11 protein-coding genes and 3 pseudogenes are annotated in these 16,002 nt (G+C 44.3%); 9 read left to right on the top strand and 5 right to left on the bottom strand.

Annotated elements, in window-relative coordinates; genetic code table 11:
- Nucleotides 1-20 precede the first annotated feature (20 nt).
- Nucleotides 21-245 (top strand): annotated as a pseudogene (locus V7K27_RS11855) (zinc ribbon domain-containing protein); the annotation flags it as partial.
- Here V7K27_RS11855 and V7K27_RS11850 read toward each other — a convergent pair.
- The 3 genes from V7K27_RS11850 to V7K27_RS36465 form a co-directional block, all read right to left on the bottom strand.
- On the bottom strand, nucleotides 211-1,257 hold the full coding sequence (locus tag V7K27_RS11850) for a threonine aldolase family protein (protein ID WP_334947320.1): 1,047 nt from the start codon (nucleotides 1,255-1,257) through the stop codon (nucleotides 211-213). The pseudogene V7K27_RS11855 and the gene V7K27_RS11850 sit on opposite strands and share 35 nt — an antisense overlap.
- 418 nt (nucleotides 1,258-1,675) lie before the next feature.
- Nucleotides 1,676-2,437, bottom strand: coding sequence for a cupin domain-containing protein (locus tag V7K27_RS11845; RefSeq protein ID WP_334947318.1), 762 nt, complete (start codon nucleotides 2,435-2,437; stop codon nucleotides 1,676-1,678).
- Between the two features lie 401 nt (nucleotides 2,438-2,838).
- The gene (locus V7K27_RS36465; protein ID WP_442947612.1) at nucleotides 2,839-2,889 is read right to left on the bottom strand and encodes a hypothetical protein; all 51 of its coding nucleotides are present in this window, start codon (nucleotides 2,887-2,889) and stop codon (nucleotides 2,839-2,841) included.
- A 640-nt stretch (nucleotides 2,890-3,529) separates the two neighbouring features.
- Here V7K27_RS36465 and V7K27_RS11840 point away from each other — a divergent pair.
- The gene (locus V7K27_RS11840) at nucleotides 3,530-5,023 is read left to right on the top strand and encodes a hypothetical protein (RefSeq protein ID WP_334947359.1); all 1,494 of its coding nucleotides are present in this window, start codon (nucleotides 3,530-3,532) and stop codon (nucleotides 5,021-5,023) included.
- Between the two features lie 46 nt (nucleotides 5,024-5,069).
- Here V7K27_RS11840 and V7K27_RS11835 read toward each other — a convergent pair whose 3' ends face one another.
- Nucleotides 5,070-7,262, bottom strand: coding sequence for an NAD(P)/FAD-dependent oxidoreductase (locus tag V7K27_RS11835; protein ID WP_334947316.1), 2,193 nt, complete (start codon nucleotides 7,260-7,262; stop codon nucleotides 5,070-5,072).
- A gap of 160 nt (nucleotides 7,263-7,422) precedes the next feature.
- Here V7K27_RS11835 and V7K27_RS11830 point away from each other — a divergent pair, with 160 nt between their 5' ends.
- Nucleotides 7,423-7,656 carry a hypothetical protein gene (locus tag V7K27_RS11830; protein ID WP_196522570.1) on the top strand — a complete coding sequence of 78 codons (234 nt, stop codon included), beginning with the start codon at nucleotides 7,423-7,425 and terminating at the stop codon, nucleotides 7,654-7,656.
- Nucleotides 7,657-8,031: 375 nt separating this feature from the next.
- Here the strand turns inward: V7K27_RS11830 and cimA are convergent, their stop codons facing one another.
- The gene (gene cimA, locus V7K27_RS11825; protein WP_334947314.1) at nucleotides 8,032-9,735 is read right to left on the bottom strand and encodes a citramalate synthase; all 1,704 of its coding nucleotides are present in this window, start codon (nucleotides 9,733-9,735) and stop codon (nucleotides 8,032-8,034) included.
- 328 nt (nucleotides 9,736-10,063) lie between these two features.
- Between cimA and V7K27_RS11820 the strand changes: the two are divergent.
- The 6 genes and pseudogenes from V7K27_RS11820 to V7K27_RS11800 form a co-directional block, all read left to right on the top strand.
- Nucleotides 10,064-10,323 (top strand): annotated as a pseudogene (locus tag V7K27_RS11820) (2Fe-2S iron-sulfur cluster-binding protein); the annotation flags it as partial.
- 17 nt (nucleotides 10,324-10,340) lie between these two features.
- A complete protein-coding gene (locus tag V7K27_RS11815; RefSeq protein ID WP_334947312.1) occupies nucleotides 10,341-10,739 on the top strand; it encodes a hypothetical protein in 399 nt (132 codons plus the stop codon).
- A 105-nt stretch (nucleotides 10,740-10,844) separates the two neighbouring features.
- Nucleotides 10,845-12,081: pseudogene (locus V7K27_RS36460) on the top strand (FAD-dependent oxidoreductase); the annotation flags it as partial.
- Nucleotides 12,063-12,932, top strand: a complete 870-nt coding sequence (locus tag V7K27_RS36455) for a thiazole synthase (protein ID WP_442947611.1) — start codon at nucleotides 12,063-12,065, stop codon at nucleotides 12,930-12,932. The pseudogene V7K27_RS36460 and the gene V7K27_RS36455, both read left to right, overlap by 19 nt.
- A gap of 180 nt (nucleotides 12,933-13,112) precedes the next feature.
- Nucleotides 13,113-13,292: a photosystem II assembly protein Psb34 gene (psb34, locus tag V7K27_RS11805; RefSeq protein WP_334947308.1), complete on the top strand. Its 180-nt coding sequence runs from the start codon at nucleotides 13,113-13,115 to the stop codon at nucleotides 13,290-13,292.
- A gap of 262 nt (nucleotides 13,293-13,554) precedes the next feature.
- Entirely contained in the window at nucleotides 13,555-15,759 is a 2,205-nt protein-coding gene (locus V7K27_RS11800; RefSeq protein WP_334947306.1) for a tetratricopeptide repeat protein, read from the top strand.
- Nucleotides 15,760-16,002 lie beyond the last annotated feature (243 nt).

The raw sequence follows: 16,002 nt of genomic DNA, 5'->3' as shown, positions 1-16,002 counted from the left end.
CTTCTTGACGGGAAAACCGCGTTTACATTTGTCCTGACTGCGGCTACGAGGCAGACAGAGATTTGAATGCATCGCGTAACATTGACCGATGGTTTGAGAATATTTTTATTCCTGAACGGTCAGAAAGCGCAAAGTTTGTGGGGACGGTTTCCGACTCGCATTACTTTGTAAGAACGGTAAGCGGAACGCTACTCCCCGATCTTCCTTATCTTAATGCGACGATAATTTTCCAACTTTGGAAATAGCACCAAGTGCAAAATCGAGATCAGCCCGCGAAACATCTAAATGAGTGACTGCCCGAATAGAATGACCAACGGCTCCCATTTTCACACCATACTGCTGTAACAGAGTGAGAAACATGGCGTTGTCGAGTCCTAATCTTGAAACATCAAAGAAAACAATATTTGTCTCAGGTTTATAATCTCGAACTGTAATTCCCTCGATTTCACTCAGTCGTTGAGCCAGATAAGTTGCGTTGTCGTGGTCTTCTTGTAGACGTTCAACATGATGGTCAAGTGCATAAAGACAACCTGCTGCGACAATACCAGCTTGACGCATTGCGCCACCAAAAATGTGTTTATATCGACGTGCTTCAGAGATGAACTCCCGTGTACCCGCAAGAACAGCACCGATTGGTGCGCCCAGTCCTTTAGTAAAGTCAATCCAGACAGAATCAACACAGGCAGCAAAATCCTTGGCTGTAGTTTGAGATGCCACAACTGCATTTAAAAGTCGTGCCCCGTCCATGTGGGTAGCTAAACCTTTTTGACGGGAGAACTCGCAAACCTCACGTAGTTCATTGAGCCGCCAAACTGAACCCCCTCCAAAATTGTGGGTTTGCTCAACACACAATAAGCGGGGAATTGGAGAGTAAAGGTAAGGAGCAGTTGCGACTCTTTCAAGTGATTGAGTTAGAGCATCAACTGTAAAAATTCCTCGCTCGCTGGCAATCGGTTCCATCAGTACACCAGAAGTCATCGCTGCACCCCCCGATTCAGCTCGAATAATGTGTGCCATCTGTTCTACTAGCACCACATCAGCAGGGCGAGTATGGGTCTTTATTGCTACAAAGTTGCAAATGGTTCCACAGGCAAAGAAAAGGGCGGCTTCTTTGCCTAGTAAATCTGCAACCCTTTCTAGTAACTGGTTAACGGTCGGATCTTCTCCTTTTTGCTCATCTCCAACTTCAGCAGTTGCGATCGCCTGTCGCATCGCCTGTGTCGGCTTTGTTTCAGTATCGCTTGTTAGCAAAATCATCAGCACTCCTAAAGCAGGTATATAGTGGTTTACAGTTGCACAAGTCAGAAATCCTCATTTAGTCAAGTTGGCTTTATTATAAAAAACTCCACGCCACTTGCGGGATGGAGTTTTTAGTCATTAGTCATTTGTCATTAGTCATTAGTACCAATGACTGGAACAAGCCTCCAGGCTGGGAAACCACTCTGCGAGGCTCCGCCTCCTGTTTCTTGACGCCTCGGCGGAGCCTCTGGGAATTCGTTAAGAGCCTAGAGGCTCTTAACGAGGCGACATAAGTCTTTGAGCTTTTCTTAGTGCCATTCGTCATTAGTACCAATGACTAATGACTAATAACTAATGACTAAATCGGCGGGCGGCTATCCCCGACACCCAAGAATGTTGGGATGGGATTACCGCCGATTTTCGTTGATAAGCATGGTTATTTTGTTCTAATCGCATCCAGAACTTTGGCTGACTTTTCTCCAACAAAAGTATTATTCAGCATCGTATGGGAATCATCAGTTGGTCCGACATCAGAATCTGGATGATAGATAATGATTCTTAAGGAATTATCAATTGCACTGAAGCTATGTAACTTGTTTTCTGGAAGACAGAAGACCGTTCCCGACTCCATTTTGAACGTTCCTTCGTCCACCTGACAAGTTCCACTACCCTCAGCAACAAGCCCAATCCGCAATGAGGGATGGGTATGGGGAGTTTGAGATACACCTGGAGGAACGTAGAGGAAATTTAAGCAGGGTTCTCCACGTCTTAAAGGATTAATCAGAACCGTAGAAGAGCAACCATTAATATAATTCAATCGCCCTAATGGTTCAATCGGCCCCCCAATTGTGAAAAGTCCAGTGTAGTTTAGTCGTGTTGCGACTAACACTTGGGCTGTACCATCTAAAGAAAAGTTCCCTGGAACTGCGGCAAAGCAGTTTTTTCGCAATAAGAACTCTCCATTACTGCTGTTGAGGGTAACTTCGCCCTCTGAAACAAATAGAAAGTGCGTGTCTTTTTCACTCTGATTAACTTTGATAGAATTGATAACCCAAAAAGCACACGATGGATGACCCGCCATCGTGTAGTCAAGTTTTATCGCCTCTAGGAATCGCTGACAGTAAAACTTTTGGTAGTCCGGCATTGGAATGCTAAATAGTTCGGATATATTTATACCCCTCGTAAGTACGTCAGTCATCTTTAGCATCCTTGATTTTAAATTTTGATTTCTTTGAAAAAGCCTAATTGTCACAACGCTTTGTTTCCCCTGTCATCAGATCAAGCGCCAGTAATCATAGTCTTCATAATTACTTGGTTTCTAGTTGAAAACTCGGTTATTCCCATTATTATTTAATAAATTAATTAAAAATGATACCCGTACTAATTCTTAATTTAGATATTTTATTGTAAATAAAAGCACATTGTAAATAAAATAGCTAAGTAGCTAAGTATACTTTAAATAATTTTTTCGTAGTCATTAAACAAACTTGATGTATTGAAGACAAGTTAATAGAAAAGCTTATAACTAACTAAAACTGAAATTGCTTACTATTACTGTATTTACCGTGAAAAAAGCCCGTACTAAACTGAGATTACTCTTTAAAAAAGTTTTATTATTTTACTTAGAGACTTTGTTACTTCTTTAACTATATTTTATAAGTATTTGTTCGTACTAATCAGGTTTTTCTAACAATACAGATATAGTAGAAGCTCTGAGTTATTCGGTAGCATTAGGGGCTGATAAAAATAAATTATCCCAAATTATTTGTACATTTCTCAGGTAGCACAGATGTTACACCCGATCATGGGGTGTTTTTTCACTGGAAGTCACTTAAATAGCGATCGCTCAGAATTACAGAATTATCATTGAATAATAGATACTTGTACTGACATCGATCCTAAGTATTAAATAAGTCAGTAGCAAAATGTATTGCAGGAGACATTCATGATTTATATCTTTAGAAAGATGCGATTATAGATAATAAAGTATATAAGTGTGCAGTTTTTTCATGTAAAAAAATTTCATCAGCCAATACAATTTAGTTTTTAAGTATCGGGTTTTTCCTCTCTCCCCCTCATCCCCCTCATCCTCTTCTTGACGGGAAAGAGGATCATAGTGTTATAACGGCATCAGTCTAAATCCAAAATGGGGAACATCAATTGATGATTAATTGCTGGTGCTTGGAGAGAGTTAAACTTAGCTTTTAGAGCAAACCCTGATTAGACACAGTTTATAAGCAATGCTAATGCCAGCACTGCTGAATATTTTTAAGCAGGTGGGTCAAGAGTGATGAATGAAGCTGACACCTCAAACAAGGGGGCTGTGATCGAATCCCTAAATTCTGCTAATTCGCCACAATCTGAACAGGCGAGTTGCCCGTTTTACTCAGTTGTACCTAATGACAATATGACAGTTAGAAAACTGCCACTCCTCATGCCAGCTGAAGATACACAATTTTCACAAGATACCACGCAGCAGGACTGGGTTGCAGAGCCGGAAAGCGGCAAACAAGCACTTATTGACTCGGAATTTCAGAACCTGCTGGCATTGAATGAAGAATTGCGTGCGGCTAACAATAACTTGTATGAACAAGTGGAGCAGCTAAAAGACAATCTAGCTGAGTCTGAAAAGGTTTTGCAGTGGCAGAAAACGCGTTCCAGCGTTAGTGAGTCGATGCTCAACCAACATACCCAGGAACTGGCTGCGGCTCAAGAACAGACAAAATCCCTATTTCAACAATTAGAAACTGCTGTACAAACTGTTCAACGCCAGGAACTTTTTATTGATAGTTATAAAGCACAGCTAGAAATTAGCCAACAACGCCTTGCCCAGTTAGAGCGAGAATGTACGTTACTACACACTCACAATAACGAACAGTCTCAGCAGCTATTGCAATCAGAAAATGCTTGTCGGGAGTTACGTACTAGACTGATGCGACAACAACGCCAGACGCTACAATTCAAAGCGGCTCTGGAAAAATGTCTAGATACATCGGTTCCTAGCTATGACTCCCTAGAAGATACTGCAAAACATCCCAAAGACATAACTAGTGGACAAGGAAGATTCTCTAAAAAAGCTCGATCTTTGTTTCCTAACGCACAGCCAATTCAACCTTGGTCAACAGAACCAGAATCGTTGAGTGATGATTTAGATAATTCTTGGGGTGAACCCTCAACACCACAGCCATTCCAAAGAAATGAAGCCACTCCGACAGCATCATCTTCTTGGAACTGGACAGTTAAGAAAGATACGCCAACGCCAGCAGAACCCAGCCCCTCTCCAGAAATTGATGATTCCCCAGATACACCGGAAACTGTTTCACCTTTGGGTTCATCAAATTTAGATCAGCAATTAGATAGTCTAATCCAAATGTTTTTCACCTCTCAGCCTGCATCTGCATCACCATCACCTGCTGCGAAAACGGATGTAGATACTAATCCGCCTATGTGGGAGAGTTTAGCAACAATCCTAGAAGACGATGAGGAACTAGAAAATCCACAAGAGGAGCAGTTGGAAGCAGAAATTAATCCTTCTGCAACTACCTCCACTTCATCTCACACCGAGACGCCTGTTGAAGAAATTGAAGATTACTGGTCAGATGTTTCACAATTGACACAGTTGGAATTGTCGGCGACTGATTTTTCCTCAGAGTTATCAGGTGATAACACCAATGATGCCAATTCACCTTCACCGGTGGTTTATCCCCAGCGTCCACCCAAGGGGCGTAAGTCATTGGCATCTGTGGAATTGCCGAATTTTCGGCCTAGGAAGAGACGCGATTAATCGCGTCTGTACAAGAGTCAAGTGATTAATGACTAATGCCCAATGACTAATTGAGAATTCTTGCTTCTGACTTGGGAATTATGGCTTCTGGGCTGACTTTTGTTACCTGACTGCGCGATCGCGGTTTGCCTGTGGCGATCGCATAATTAATCGCTAACAGCCACAGCCACAATGCCGGATTCCGGGGTTCCAGCCAAAAACCTACCCGGCTCAAGAAGCGCCCAAACCACGGACTCAGCAAAGCACTAACCAAGGCATGACGACCGAAGTTGAAATAACTACCAAGCCATCTGAGTAAATCCCTTGGCCCAGCAAGTTGCCAAATCCATAAAAGCAAGGCAGGATTTTTACTAGCTGCTTTAAGTGCTAGGCGGTTAAAGGTTAACCAATCACACCGATCTTTGATGAAGTTATCTGCCACCTCTACAGGTTCGTCTGCCAACAGCCCAAAAAAGGTGTTGAGCATGGAGTTAATCCGTTGCGGTGGTAAAAATTTCCCTGTGGGCACCATCATGCCTTTGGAAAATAGCCAAGTCACTGAAACGTTGCTTTGGTAGGCGCGAATTTGGTTCAAATATCGGAAACTCAACAAATCATGTTTGAGAGCAGTATCCAACAGTGTTGTTAAGCGCTCTAAGTTGCGAACTAGGGAACCAAAACCGGTGAAGACTAGGGGAGACTGGAGTGATGCAGCATCACCGATCGCAATTAATCGATCAAAGGCAACTGTGCGATCGCTACTTCCCACACTAAAATGCCCCGGTATATACCCAAATGTCGGCTTTTTCCACACCAATTTGTCCATATCGCATCGGCGATACTCTGGCAAAATCGTGAAAAAGTCCTCGTACATCTCCAGCAAGGAACCGGGATTTTCAGCATTGACTTCATGGTAATGAAATAAATAAATCGTCAGTTCATCACCTGCTCCAGGAAACAATTCCCAAATCAGCTGCCTTCCCCGCGAAATATCCCCATGACTGTAAAGAACGTCTCCATATTGGGAATCCCACACCCCCGGCTCAAATCCGCTCTCAATTGCCGCTCCCACCGTCGGACATACACTATCAAAAGCCCGACCACCATTTAATTGCCAAGCGATGGGCGACGCAGTTCCCATTGCATCTATTAGCAGTCGTCCACTTACTTGCTTCTCGCTTTGACTAGGTAAATGCTTGACTTTCAAAATAACTTGTGATATATCAATATCTGCACGGATAAACTCTGTTTCATCCCAAATTTCACCGCCTGCCGCTTGCAGTTTTTGCCCACACATTTGGAGCCATTTTTCGGAATCTAAACCTAAATTTAGGACTGTGGGTGTGTGGAGGACGGGCGATCGCAGTTTGGCTGGATTATTAGCATCAAAAAACTTATTGAATCCGTCTTTGTATTCCCTGGCAATGATAGTTTCTAACTCATCGGGGGTGACTAAACCCAAATTAACCAAGCTTTGAATCTCATCGCGGGAAATATTCCATTCTCGGTTCATCCGACCAAAGGGCATTCGTTCCACAAGCAGAACTTTATATCCGAGTTTTGCCATCAGTGCCGCATGAATCGCGCCTAGTGCGCCGCCGATGTAGATGATGTCGTAAGTAGGGGATGAGGGGGATGAGGGGGATGAGGGGGATGAGGGGGATGAGGGGGATGAGGGGGATATTATTTTTCTATCTCCCTCATCTCCCCCTACTCCCTCATCTCCCCCTGATCTTATTCCAGAGCGCGAAAACACGACTTGACGCGGCTGCCGAGGATTCCGTACCCCTTCGCGCCATCGTTGTTCCCACCAGTAGGCACGCGTTAGGTCATATTCACCGTTGGGCATTTTCTGAAAATACTTGACGGTGAGGGGGTAAACAGAGCCTAGTGCTGCAAAAATTGATTGCTGGGATAAATCAATCGCTGGCGGTTCTGGGTAATGATGCCGAAAACGGCTTCTGATTTCCTTGGTCAGGCGTTGCAGGATTTGTCCCTCATTAGCAAAGGGTTGTTCTGCCCAACGAAACACTTTCAGATAGGTAGTTCGTTGCACCGACCAGACAAATACCGAAAGTTCCGCAGGTAAGTTTTCGGAAATATCCCCGGTAGTAGTTGTAGTTGCTGTGGGGATTTTGAGGCGAAAGCCTTCCGAGGTAAGCACTTTTTCTCCATTTCCGGGTTCAAAGTTTGTTTGTAACCAGCTACGCACAGTTGCTATATCTGGAGTTGGAACTTCTAAATAAAGGATTTCTCTCATCGTTTGCTGACATCTCCGTTCAATCTACTCACTAAGACAGATTTTATGAAGGCACAAAGTAAGGTAAACTCCGCCCTATTAGTTTCGTAAAGATTCAGTGAAGAAATTTTAAGAGTTTGTCAAAGTTATTGTTCATTTTGTATTTCTGTAAACCCACGCCATGAATTATCCCATTCCAGACAGTCCCCAGGAAATTGTTGCTCTACGACAACAGCCGATTGATGAAGAACTAGTTGCCAGTGCGATCGCTGGAGTAATTAAAATTGTCCGCGCTCAGGGTCAATCTTTGGAAGAATTAACCGCTCAGTTGCTAGCAGATGATCCACTGCTGGATCAGCAACAACGTCGCTGGTTGAGCCAATTAGTTGCCCAATCCTGGGAAAAGTTCTCCTAAAGCCTTGCATAGGATGAAGTTTTTGTCGCAGCATTAGATTTCTAGGTAGCACCTAAATATTGGCTTGGCGATGCCTGCGGCGGGCTACGCCTACGCATTTTAGGTATAGGAGTAACATGTCTGGAATTGGCAATTGGGTTGCTATTTTTGCATTTACGGCACAGAAGCCACTGAATTAACCATATCAGCGTTTTACGTTGCTAACGAATTTTACAACGTTCTTAAACGGAAAGACCTCTGCTTTGCACCAGAGGTCTTTTTTTTTGGATCAATCTTGATGCTCAAGGAATAAATGTTTTTGGCACACAAATCAGTTGTGCGATCGCCTGCCATCTCAACGAAAAGCCGAAATATATTACCTACATAGCGGTTTTGTCAACTAGAAGCTTTCAGGACTGTTTCTGCTTGGGATTGCAACAACAAGCCGTATTCCAACCCCTCCACCACCGCTTGATAGGAAGCCGCCAAAATATTGGTAGAAACTCCTACCGTCGTCCAGCGTTGACGACCATTGCCTGATTCCACCAACACACGGGTTTTCGCCGCAGTACCCGTATGTCCGTTGAGAATCCGCACTTTGTAATCTGTCAAATCAAAGGTTGCTATTTGGGGATAAAAGTTCACCAAAGCCTTGCGTAAAGCTGCATCCAAAGCTGCCACTGGACCGTTACCTTCCGCCGCCTCCAAAATATTTTTCCCGTCAACGGCGACTTTAACTGTAGCTAGGGCATTGCTAGTTTCTTTCCCCTCAATCAAGTCACAGTGGACTTGGAAACCTTTGACTTCAAAAAACTTCTGGCGACCTCCCAAAGCTTCGTGCATCAACAATACAAAACTGGCCTCTGCTGCTTCAAATTGAAATCCTTCACTCTCCAAATCTTTGAGACGCTGGAGAATTTCCCTCGCCTCAGCCTTTTGCTGATCGAGTTCAATGCCAAAACTGCGGGCTTTGGCTAAAACATTGCTGAGTCCAGACTGTTCCGAAATCACGATGCGGCGAGAATTCCCGACTTGTTCCGGCTGAATGTGTTCGTAAGTTAGGGGATTACGTTCTACGGCTGATACATGAATACCGCCCTTGTGGGCAAAAGCCGAACGTCCCACAAAGGGGGCGTGTTCATCTGGCGCAAGATTGACCACCTCACTGACAAAACGACTAGCTTCTGTAAGTTGTGTGAGCTGGTCTTCTGTGATACAACTGTAACCCGCCTTCAGTTGTAAATTGGGAATTAACGAACAGAGATTAGCATTACCGCAACGTTCACCGTAACCATTAATTGTGCCCTGTACCATCTTTGCCCCTGCCATCACGGCGGCTATTGCGTTAGCAACCGCCATTTCGGAATCGTTATGAGTATGAATTCCAATTTTAGGAATTGTCCCCGAAGTTCTGATCGCCGGAAGCCGCCGATCAGACTTCTCTCTTTGTCCATCGTCCTTGGTCATTGGCTCTTGACAAATGACAAATGACAAATGACCATTGACATCTTGAACAATTTGGCTAATTTCGTGGGGTAAAGTGCCGCCATTGGTATCACAGAGAACTAGCCATTCAGCACCAGATGCGATCGCAGTCTCTAATGTCTGTAAAGCATAATCCCGATTGTGCTTGTAGCCATCAAACCAATGTTCGGCATCGTAGATAATCCGACGACCTTGAGAACGGAGATACTCAATTGTGTCGCTAATCATCGCCAAATTTTCTTCTAATGTCGTTTTGAGTCCGGTTGTAACGTGTAAATCCCAAGACTTGCCAAAAATCGTTACCCAGCGAGTTCCCGCAGCCAAAATATCCTGTAACATCGGTTCAGTTGCGGCAGTGGAATTGGGGCGTCGAGTCGAACAGAAAGCCACAATTTCAGCTTGTTTGAGCGGATTTTCTTGGAGTTGCCAGAAAAATTGTACATCCTTGGGATTGGCACCAGGCCAACCGCCTTCAATAAAGGGAATTCCCAGTTGATCGAGTCTCTTGGCAATGCGTAACTTATCTTCTATCGATACTGATAGCCCCTCGCGCTGAGTGCCATCCCGTAGTGTAGTGTCATAGAGCCAAAGTTGAGGTGAGGAATTTGTGGTCATAAAACTGGGACCGACGAGACAACTTTCGAGGCAATGTGTAAATATACAACAAAATGCCAGTTTGGCAATTTAAAAATGCCTAAAATACTAGCTCAAGGTAAAACAATTGAGTGCGAACAGGGAAGCGATCACCGAAGAATTTTGCAGCAAAATGGTATTGACCCTCCGAATTTTAGATTTTAGATTTTGGATAATGGAATTTTTGGGGTACAGAGCCACCACCCCTAGTGGGTGGAAAAATCTAAAATCGTCTTTTCTTCAATCCCCAGAGCTACGCACCCTCGTGGCCGGGGTCAATCCAAAATCGCAAATCTAAAATCCAAAATTGGTTGACCTCTACAATGACGGTGCTAAGGTAATAAACTATCGGGGCATTGGCAGTTGTAGTACCTGTACGGTTAAAGTAGAGGGCAAAGTATCAGCAGCGAATTGGCGTGATCGAGCACGGCGATTTGCTTCCTTCCCATTCTCCTATAACAGACCTGTGTAAGAAACTGCCAAACTCTGGTTTTAGGCGATGTGAAAGTGACAAAGTTTGATGGATTTTGGGGACAAAGTTCTCGAATAGTGTGGACACCAAAAGGTTAAAAAGGAGTTAAGACAAGATGGGTAGATGGACACCCTTAATTTTAATGGCTGGAGGTTTGGCCATTCTGCTTGGTACATTACTAGGCATCAACTTTCCGATGGGCGTACAAAGCGCTAACGCTCCCGGTGACAAAAAATCACAAGTCCTGCCAGCTAATATCAATGTTAATAGCAGTGCTGGCAGCAAGAATGATGAAACTGCAACTGAAGGAAACGAAACAACTCAAACAAACCAAACCAGACGCACTATTGTCGCCCCAAGACTTGACAAAAGGAGTAGCGTTGCCCAGAATTCTGCCGATGACTCAACATCACCTGCTGACAGTACAACAGACGGCAGTACAGATACTTCAGGAACAGACACGCCATCCAGCAATACAAATCAAGGCAACGAACCAATTCGCGCCTTGTGGTAACGAGAGATCCGTCTTTAGTTACGAGTTATAAGTTATAAGTTATGAGTTATGAGTTATTAGTTATGTACTAATGACTAATGACCAATGACCAATGACTAATGACCAATGACTAGTGAGATTGTAATTATTGGTGGCGGCGTTATTGGTTTAGCGATCGCCATTGAACTAAAACTGCGCGGGACACACGTCACCGTGTTTTGTCGTGACTTCCAGGCTGCCGCTACCCACGCCGCCGCCGGGATGTTAGCACCAGATGCGGAAAACATCCCGAATGGGGCAATGCGTTCCTTGTGTTGGCGATCGCGTGCTTTATATCCCGACTGGACGCGCAAACTAGAAGAACTGACCGGCTTAAATACTGGCTACCGTCCCTGCGGTATCCTCGCACCCGTCTTTGAAGAGGCAGGGGGAGATGAGGGAGCAGGGGGAGATGAGGGAGCAGGGGGAGAAAAATTAATTCTTTCATCCCCCTCATCCCCCTCATCCCCCTCATCCCCCTCATCCCCCTCATCCCCCTCATCCCCCTCATCCCCCTCATCCCCCTCATCCCCCTCATCCCCCGCTTACTGGTTAAACAAAGAGGCAATTCATCAATATCAGCCAGGATTAGGAGCAGAGGTAGCTGGTGGCTGGTGGTATCCTGAAGACGCACAAGTTGATAATAAGGCTCTAGCTCAGGTATTGTGGACGGTGGCTGAGTCTGTTGGTGTTGAACTCAAAGACGGCATTACAGTAGAAGCATTTTTACAGCAGCAAGGACAAGTGGTTGGCGTGCAAACCAATGCTGGAATAATTCGCGCCGCGCACTATGTTTTAGCTTCAGGTGCTTGGTCAAATGAATTATTACCACTACCCGTCCGCCCCAGAAAAGGACAAATGCTGAGTGTGCGGATACCGGAATTTGTGCCAGAATTACCCTTAAAGCGAATTTTATTTGGACAAGATATTTACATCGTACCGAGACGCGATCGCCTGATTATTGGGGCAACAAGCGAAGACGTTGGCTTCATCCCCGGCAACACCCCAGAAGGTATTCAAAAATTACTACAAGCTGCCATCCGGCTGTATCCCCAACTAAAGCATTATCCCATCCAGGAATTCTGGTGGGGATTTCGCCCAGCCACCCCTGATGAGTTGCCCATCCTTGGCACCAGCCATTGTCAAAATTTAACCCTTGCTACTGGTCATTACCGCAACGGGATTCTACTTGCGCCCGTAACAGCCGTATTGATTGCCGATTTAATCTTGTCACAAAAGTCTGACCCCCTACTTGCTGATTTTCACTATTCACGCTTCCAGTCCAAGCCATCTACCTCCACCCCAATGCTGACTCACTCTGCCAATTTCTCCAACGGGCATCACCCTCCTACATCCTCCCACCACTCCCCACTCCCCACTCCCCACTCCCCACTAATTATCGCTGGCAAAACCTTCCAATCTCGCTTGATGACTGGAACTGGTAAGTATCGCAGCATTGAGGAAATGCAGCAAAGCATCGCCGCCAGCGATTGCCAGATTGTCACCGTAGCAGTACGACGGGTACAAACCAAGGCTCCTGGACATGAAGGTTTAGCTGAAGCCTTAGATTGGACAAAAATTTGGATGTTACCCAATACCGCAGGTTGTCAAACTGCTGAAGAGGCGATTCGGGTAGCGCGTTTGGGGCGAGAAATGGCGAAATTGTTAGGGCAGGAAGATAATAATTTTGTAAAGTTAGAAGTAATACCTGACCTTAAGTATTTACTCCCAGATCCGATTGGGACACTGCAAGCAGCAGAACAACTAGTCAAAGAAGGGTTTGCAGTATTGCCCTATATCAATGCTGACCCCATGTTAGCCAAGCGGTTAGAAGATGTCGGCTGTGCTACAGTAATGCCTTTGGCATCGCCAATTGGATCTGGACAAGGACTGAAAACAACTGCTAACATCCAAATCATCATCGAAAATGCTGGTGTGCCAGTGGTGGTAGATGCTGGTATTGGTTCACCCTCAGAAGCCGCCCAAGCAATGGAATTGGGAGCAGATGCCTTGTTGATTAATAGTGCGATCGCTCTTTCTCCAAACCCAGCAGCAATGGCTCGTGCCATGAATTTAGCAACAGTCGCCGGCCGTCTAGCATACCTTGCTGGCAGGATGCCCATTAAAGATTACGCCAGTCCTAGTTCTCCTCTAACTGGGACGATTACTAGTTAACGAACAGGGCATGGGGAATAGACGGACAAGCAAGACAAGGGAGACAAGGGAATAACCAATCCCCAATGCCCAATCCCCAATGCCCAATCTTTAATGTAACGATTTATCTAGCGGTTTGAGAGCCGATCTAGTACTTATGTAACATTAAATCAAGGATAATTAAGATAAAGGAATTAATTCATGCCCTATACAAACGAAGAAGGCGGCCTTCTGAATAATTTTGCCCGTGAACCAAAAATTTATCAAGCAGAACCTCCCACGGAAGGGCAAAAGCGAACTTATATCTTAGTAGGAATCGCCGGTACAGCTTTGGTTGGCGGGTTGATTCTAGTCGCCTTCTTTGTTTCCCAAATCAGTTGAGCATCAAACGTTGTAATAAAATTTCATCTTTATAGTTTTTCAGGTTCCGATTTTAAAAGGGGCCTGCTTTTTTATTTTTTGTTAAAATTGAGTTAGCGATTAAAGTATAATTAGATACTGTTTTATTCTTCTAGACCGGAAGGCTCAATTTCTCCTGAGCCGCATAACAGCCAATGAAAAATCATTTTCATTATCAGATTTTCAGCCCACTTTGATGCGCCCAGAAAGGTGATACATACTGTGTTTTGGCTCTTTAGCCGCCATGAGCGTGAATGATACTGCACACAATGATAATTTTGCTTGGAATCGGCAAGTATACCAGCGCCTGAAACTTGCCCTAAGTCTTGGCTTACGACGACAACTTTTTTTAGCCGTATGTGATGATTTACACTTAAGAAATCAAGTAGCAGCCCGTTTGCATTCTACATTGGCTTATCCTGTTGGACAAGTGCTATATCAGTCATCAAATGCCCAGGAAAATAGCACTCCAGCTTATCCGCGATTAGTGACGTTGCGTTTGAATTTAAACGATCCCAATCCTATCGTTCAGATAAATCAATGGTTGGCAAATTATCCACCGCCAATTGTTGGGGCATCAAAAGATATCCCAGGAAGACCTTTTCCCATACCAGCATTTCAGATTGTGGGCGTGGAGCAGCTAACTAAGCAACCAGTAGCGATACAACGGTTATTTTTGCACTATCTCCGCTTAAGCGAACAATATTTCTCTACACAAGAATCTAGCCGATTCCTAGAATCTAACTTGCTGTTGTGGATACCGCGTCCTTGGTTATCTGCTATCAAGCAATCAGCACCACAGTTTTGGCGTTGCCGTACTGGGGTATTTGTGTTTGCCGGAGAACCCACACCAGCGCCTCAGAATTCGGGCTATCCAGAACGTTTTTCACGTTCTGGAAGCTTGGATTTAGGGAATGTTGAGCAGTCGATTCTAGATGAATCAATTACCCAAGCAGAACTCAGAACCGCAGCCAGCGAGTTAAAGTTTCAGAATAATTCCGATTTTCCCGCAGAAACACAAGTACACAAAACTCAGGAAGCTTCGCCGTCAACAGGGGATTTATTGAAGACTGCGCCACAACAGCAGGAATCTACTAATAGGTCTGGTAGTGGGATTAATAATCAATCGCTGTCATCTTTATCTCATATTAGTAGCGAATTAACGGAGCTAGTAATAGCAACAATCAACACAAACATTGCTCAAGATACAGAGGATTACTTACAACCGCAGCAGATTTTGTTGGAGATTGAAGAATTACACCAAAAGCAAGTTCCAGAGGAGGTACTAGCAGAAGCTTATCATCGCTTAGGCACTTTATACCGCCTTCGCATTGAGCAAGGAGAGTCAACCCTAGAAAACCTGATGGTGGCAATTATTGCCTATCAGGAGGCAATTAGCTATGACGAAACCTCACCGCAACTCCCAGATATTTTAAATGATTTGGGTACACTCTACTGGATGCTATACCGCACACCACCCAATTCTGAGGAGGGACAAAGTTATATAGAGCAGGCAATAGAATTTTATCAGTTGGCGTTAAAGATGATTTCGCCTCAGACACATCCCGAAACTTACGCTCGTGTGCAAAATAATTTGGGGACGGCTTATGGTGATTTAGCTCGTTTTTCTCACCCATCTGAAAATTGGCAGCAAGCAATTTTAGCTTACAGTGAAGCACTTAGCTACCGTACAGCCGATATGGACTCATTAAAGTATGCGGCTTGCCAGAACAATTTGGGTACTGCTTACTGGCATCTAGGGCAATATAATCAACCGATTGTGCATTTAAAGAAAGCGATCGCAGCTTACAACGAAGCACTTATACACTACAACCCTGAAGAGGAACCGCTCAAGTATGGCATGATTCAAAACAATATCGGTACTGCCTGTTGGAATCTGGCACAATACGAACAACCTGCCCAAAATCTCCAGCTAGCTATAGATGTTTATAGCGAAGCTCTCAAGTATCGCACTCCAGCTAATGTTCCCAGCGCCTGCGCCGCTACACAAAATAATCTGGGTACTGCTTACTGGCATCTAGCAAACTTATCTCAGACAACTAAAGAAGCACGGCAAAAGTATCTGCAACTATGTATTAGCGCTTATGAAGAAGCCATAGCCTTGGCTCATTCACTTAGCGGTATTCCTTTAAGTTTTGATTTATTTGCCTCTTATAATAATCTGGGACTAGCCCATTATCAGCTAGTAATAGATAAGTCTTTTAATGGCGACAAAGCAACACGTTCTCAACACTTAGAAGTAGCATTAGATAACCATTTGCAAGCCTTAAACGGATTAAGTAAACAACCAGAAGCTTATCAAATAACTTTCACTTATGTGGTGAAAACTATTCGCGCTTTTCATAATGAATTAGGGATACAAGGACAAAATCTGGCTTTATCTAAAGTTCCTAGTCAGTTGTTGCCAGAGATTTTGTCAAAGTTATAAAGCCTAATTTAAAAATACTTGCTCTGTAACGTATCTGTAACGTATAGCGCTTCTCGACCCTTATGAGGTACAAGAACCCCACCCCCAACCCCCTCCCCGCAAGCGAGGAGGGGGCTATGATATACCTCATCTGATTAGGAAACGCTATATAGGGAAAACTTCTTTATTCTTCCCGCCCCTTGGTAACTTGATATCAACTTTATAATTCATCCGGGAAGCAAGTGCTAAAATTTCTGTCCCCAG

It is taken from the genome of Nostoc sp. (genome assembly GCF_036919575.1).
Lineage (GTDB): Bacteria > Cyanobacteriota > Cyanobacteriia > Cyanobacteriales > Nostocaceae > Nostoc.
This window is presented reverse-complemented; position numbering and strand designations above follow the sequence as displayed.

Bases quoted from the DNA above. Each gene is read 5' to 3' on its own strand.
- V7K27_RS36455 (WP_442947611.1), top strand. From the start codon at position 12,063: ATGCTGACTCACTCTGCCAATTTCTCCAACGGGCATCACCCTCCTACA.
- V7K27_RS11800 (WP_334947306.1), top strand. From the start codon at position 13,555: ATGAGCGTGAATGATACTGCACACAATGATAATTTTGCTTGGAATCGG.
- V7K27_RS11840 (WP_334947359.1), top strand. From the start codon at position 3,530: ATGAATGAAGCTGACACCTCAAACAAGGGGGCTGTGATCGAATCCCTA.
- V7K27_RS11815 (WP_334947312.1), top strand. From the start codon at position 10,341: ATGGGTAGATGGACACCCTTAATTTTAATGGCTGGAGGTTTGGCCATT.
- V7K27_RS11835 (WP_334947316.1), bottom strand. From the start codon at position 7,262: ATGAGAGAAATCCTTTATTTAGAAGTTCCAACTCCAGATATAGCAACT.
- cimA (WP_334947314.1), bottom strand. From the start codon at position 9,735: ATGACCACAAATTCCTCACCTCAACTTTGGCTCTATGACACTACACTA.
- V7K27_RS11850 (WP_334947320.1), bottom strand. From the start codon at position 1,257: ATGATTTTGCTAACAAGCGATACTGAAACAAAGCCGACACAGGCGATG.
- psb34 (WP_334947308.1), top strand. From the start codon at position 13,113: ATGCCCTATACAAACGAAGAAGGCGGCCTTCTGAATAATTTTGCCCGT.
- V7K27_RS11830 (WP_196522570.1), top strand. From the start codon at position 7,423: ATGAATTATCCCATTCCAGACAGTCCCCAGGAAATTGTTGCTCTACGA.
- V7K27_RS11845 (WP_334947318.1), bottom strand. From the start codon at position 2,437: ATGACTGACGTACTTACGAGGGGTATAAATATATCCGAACTATTTAGC.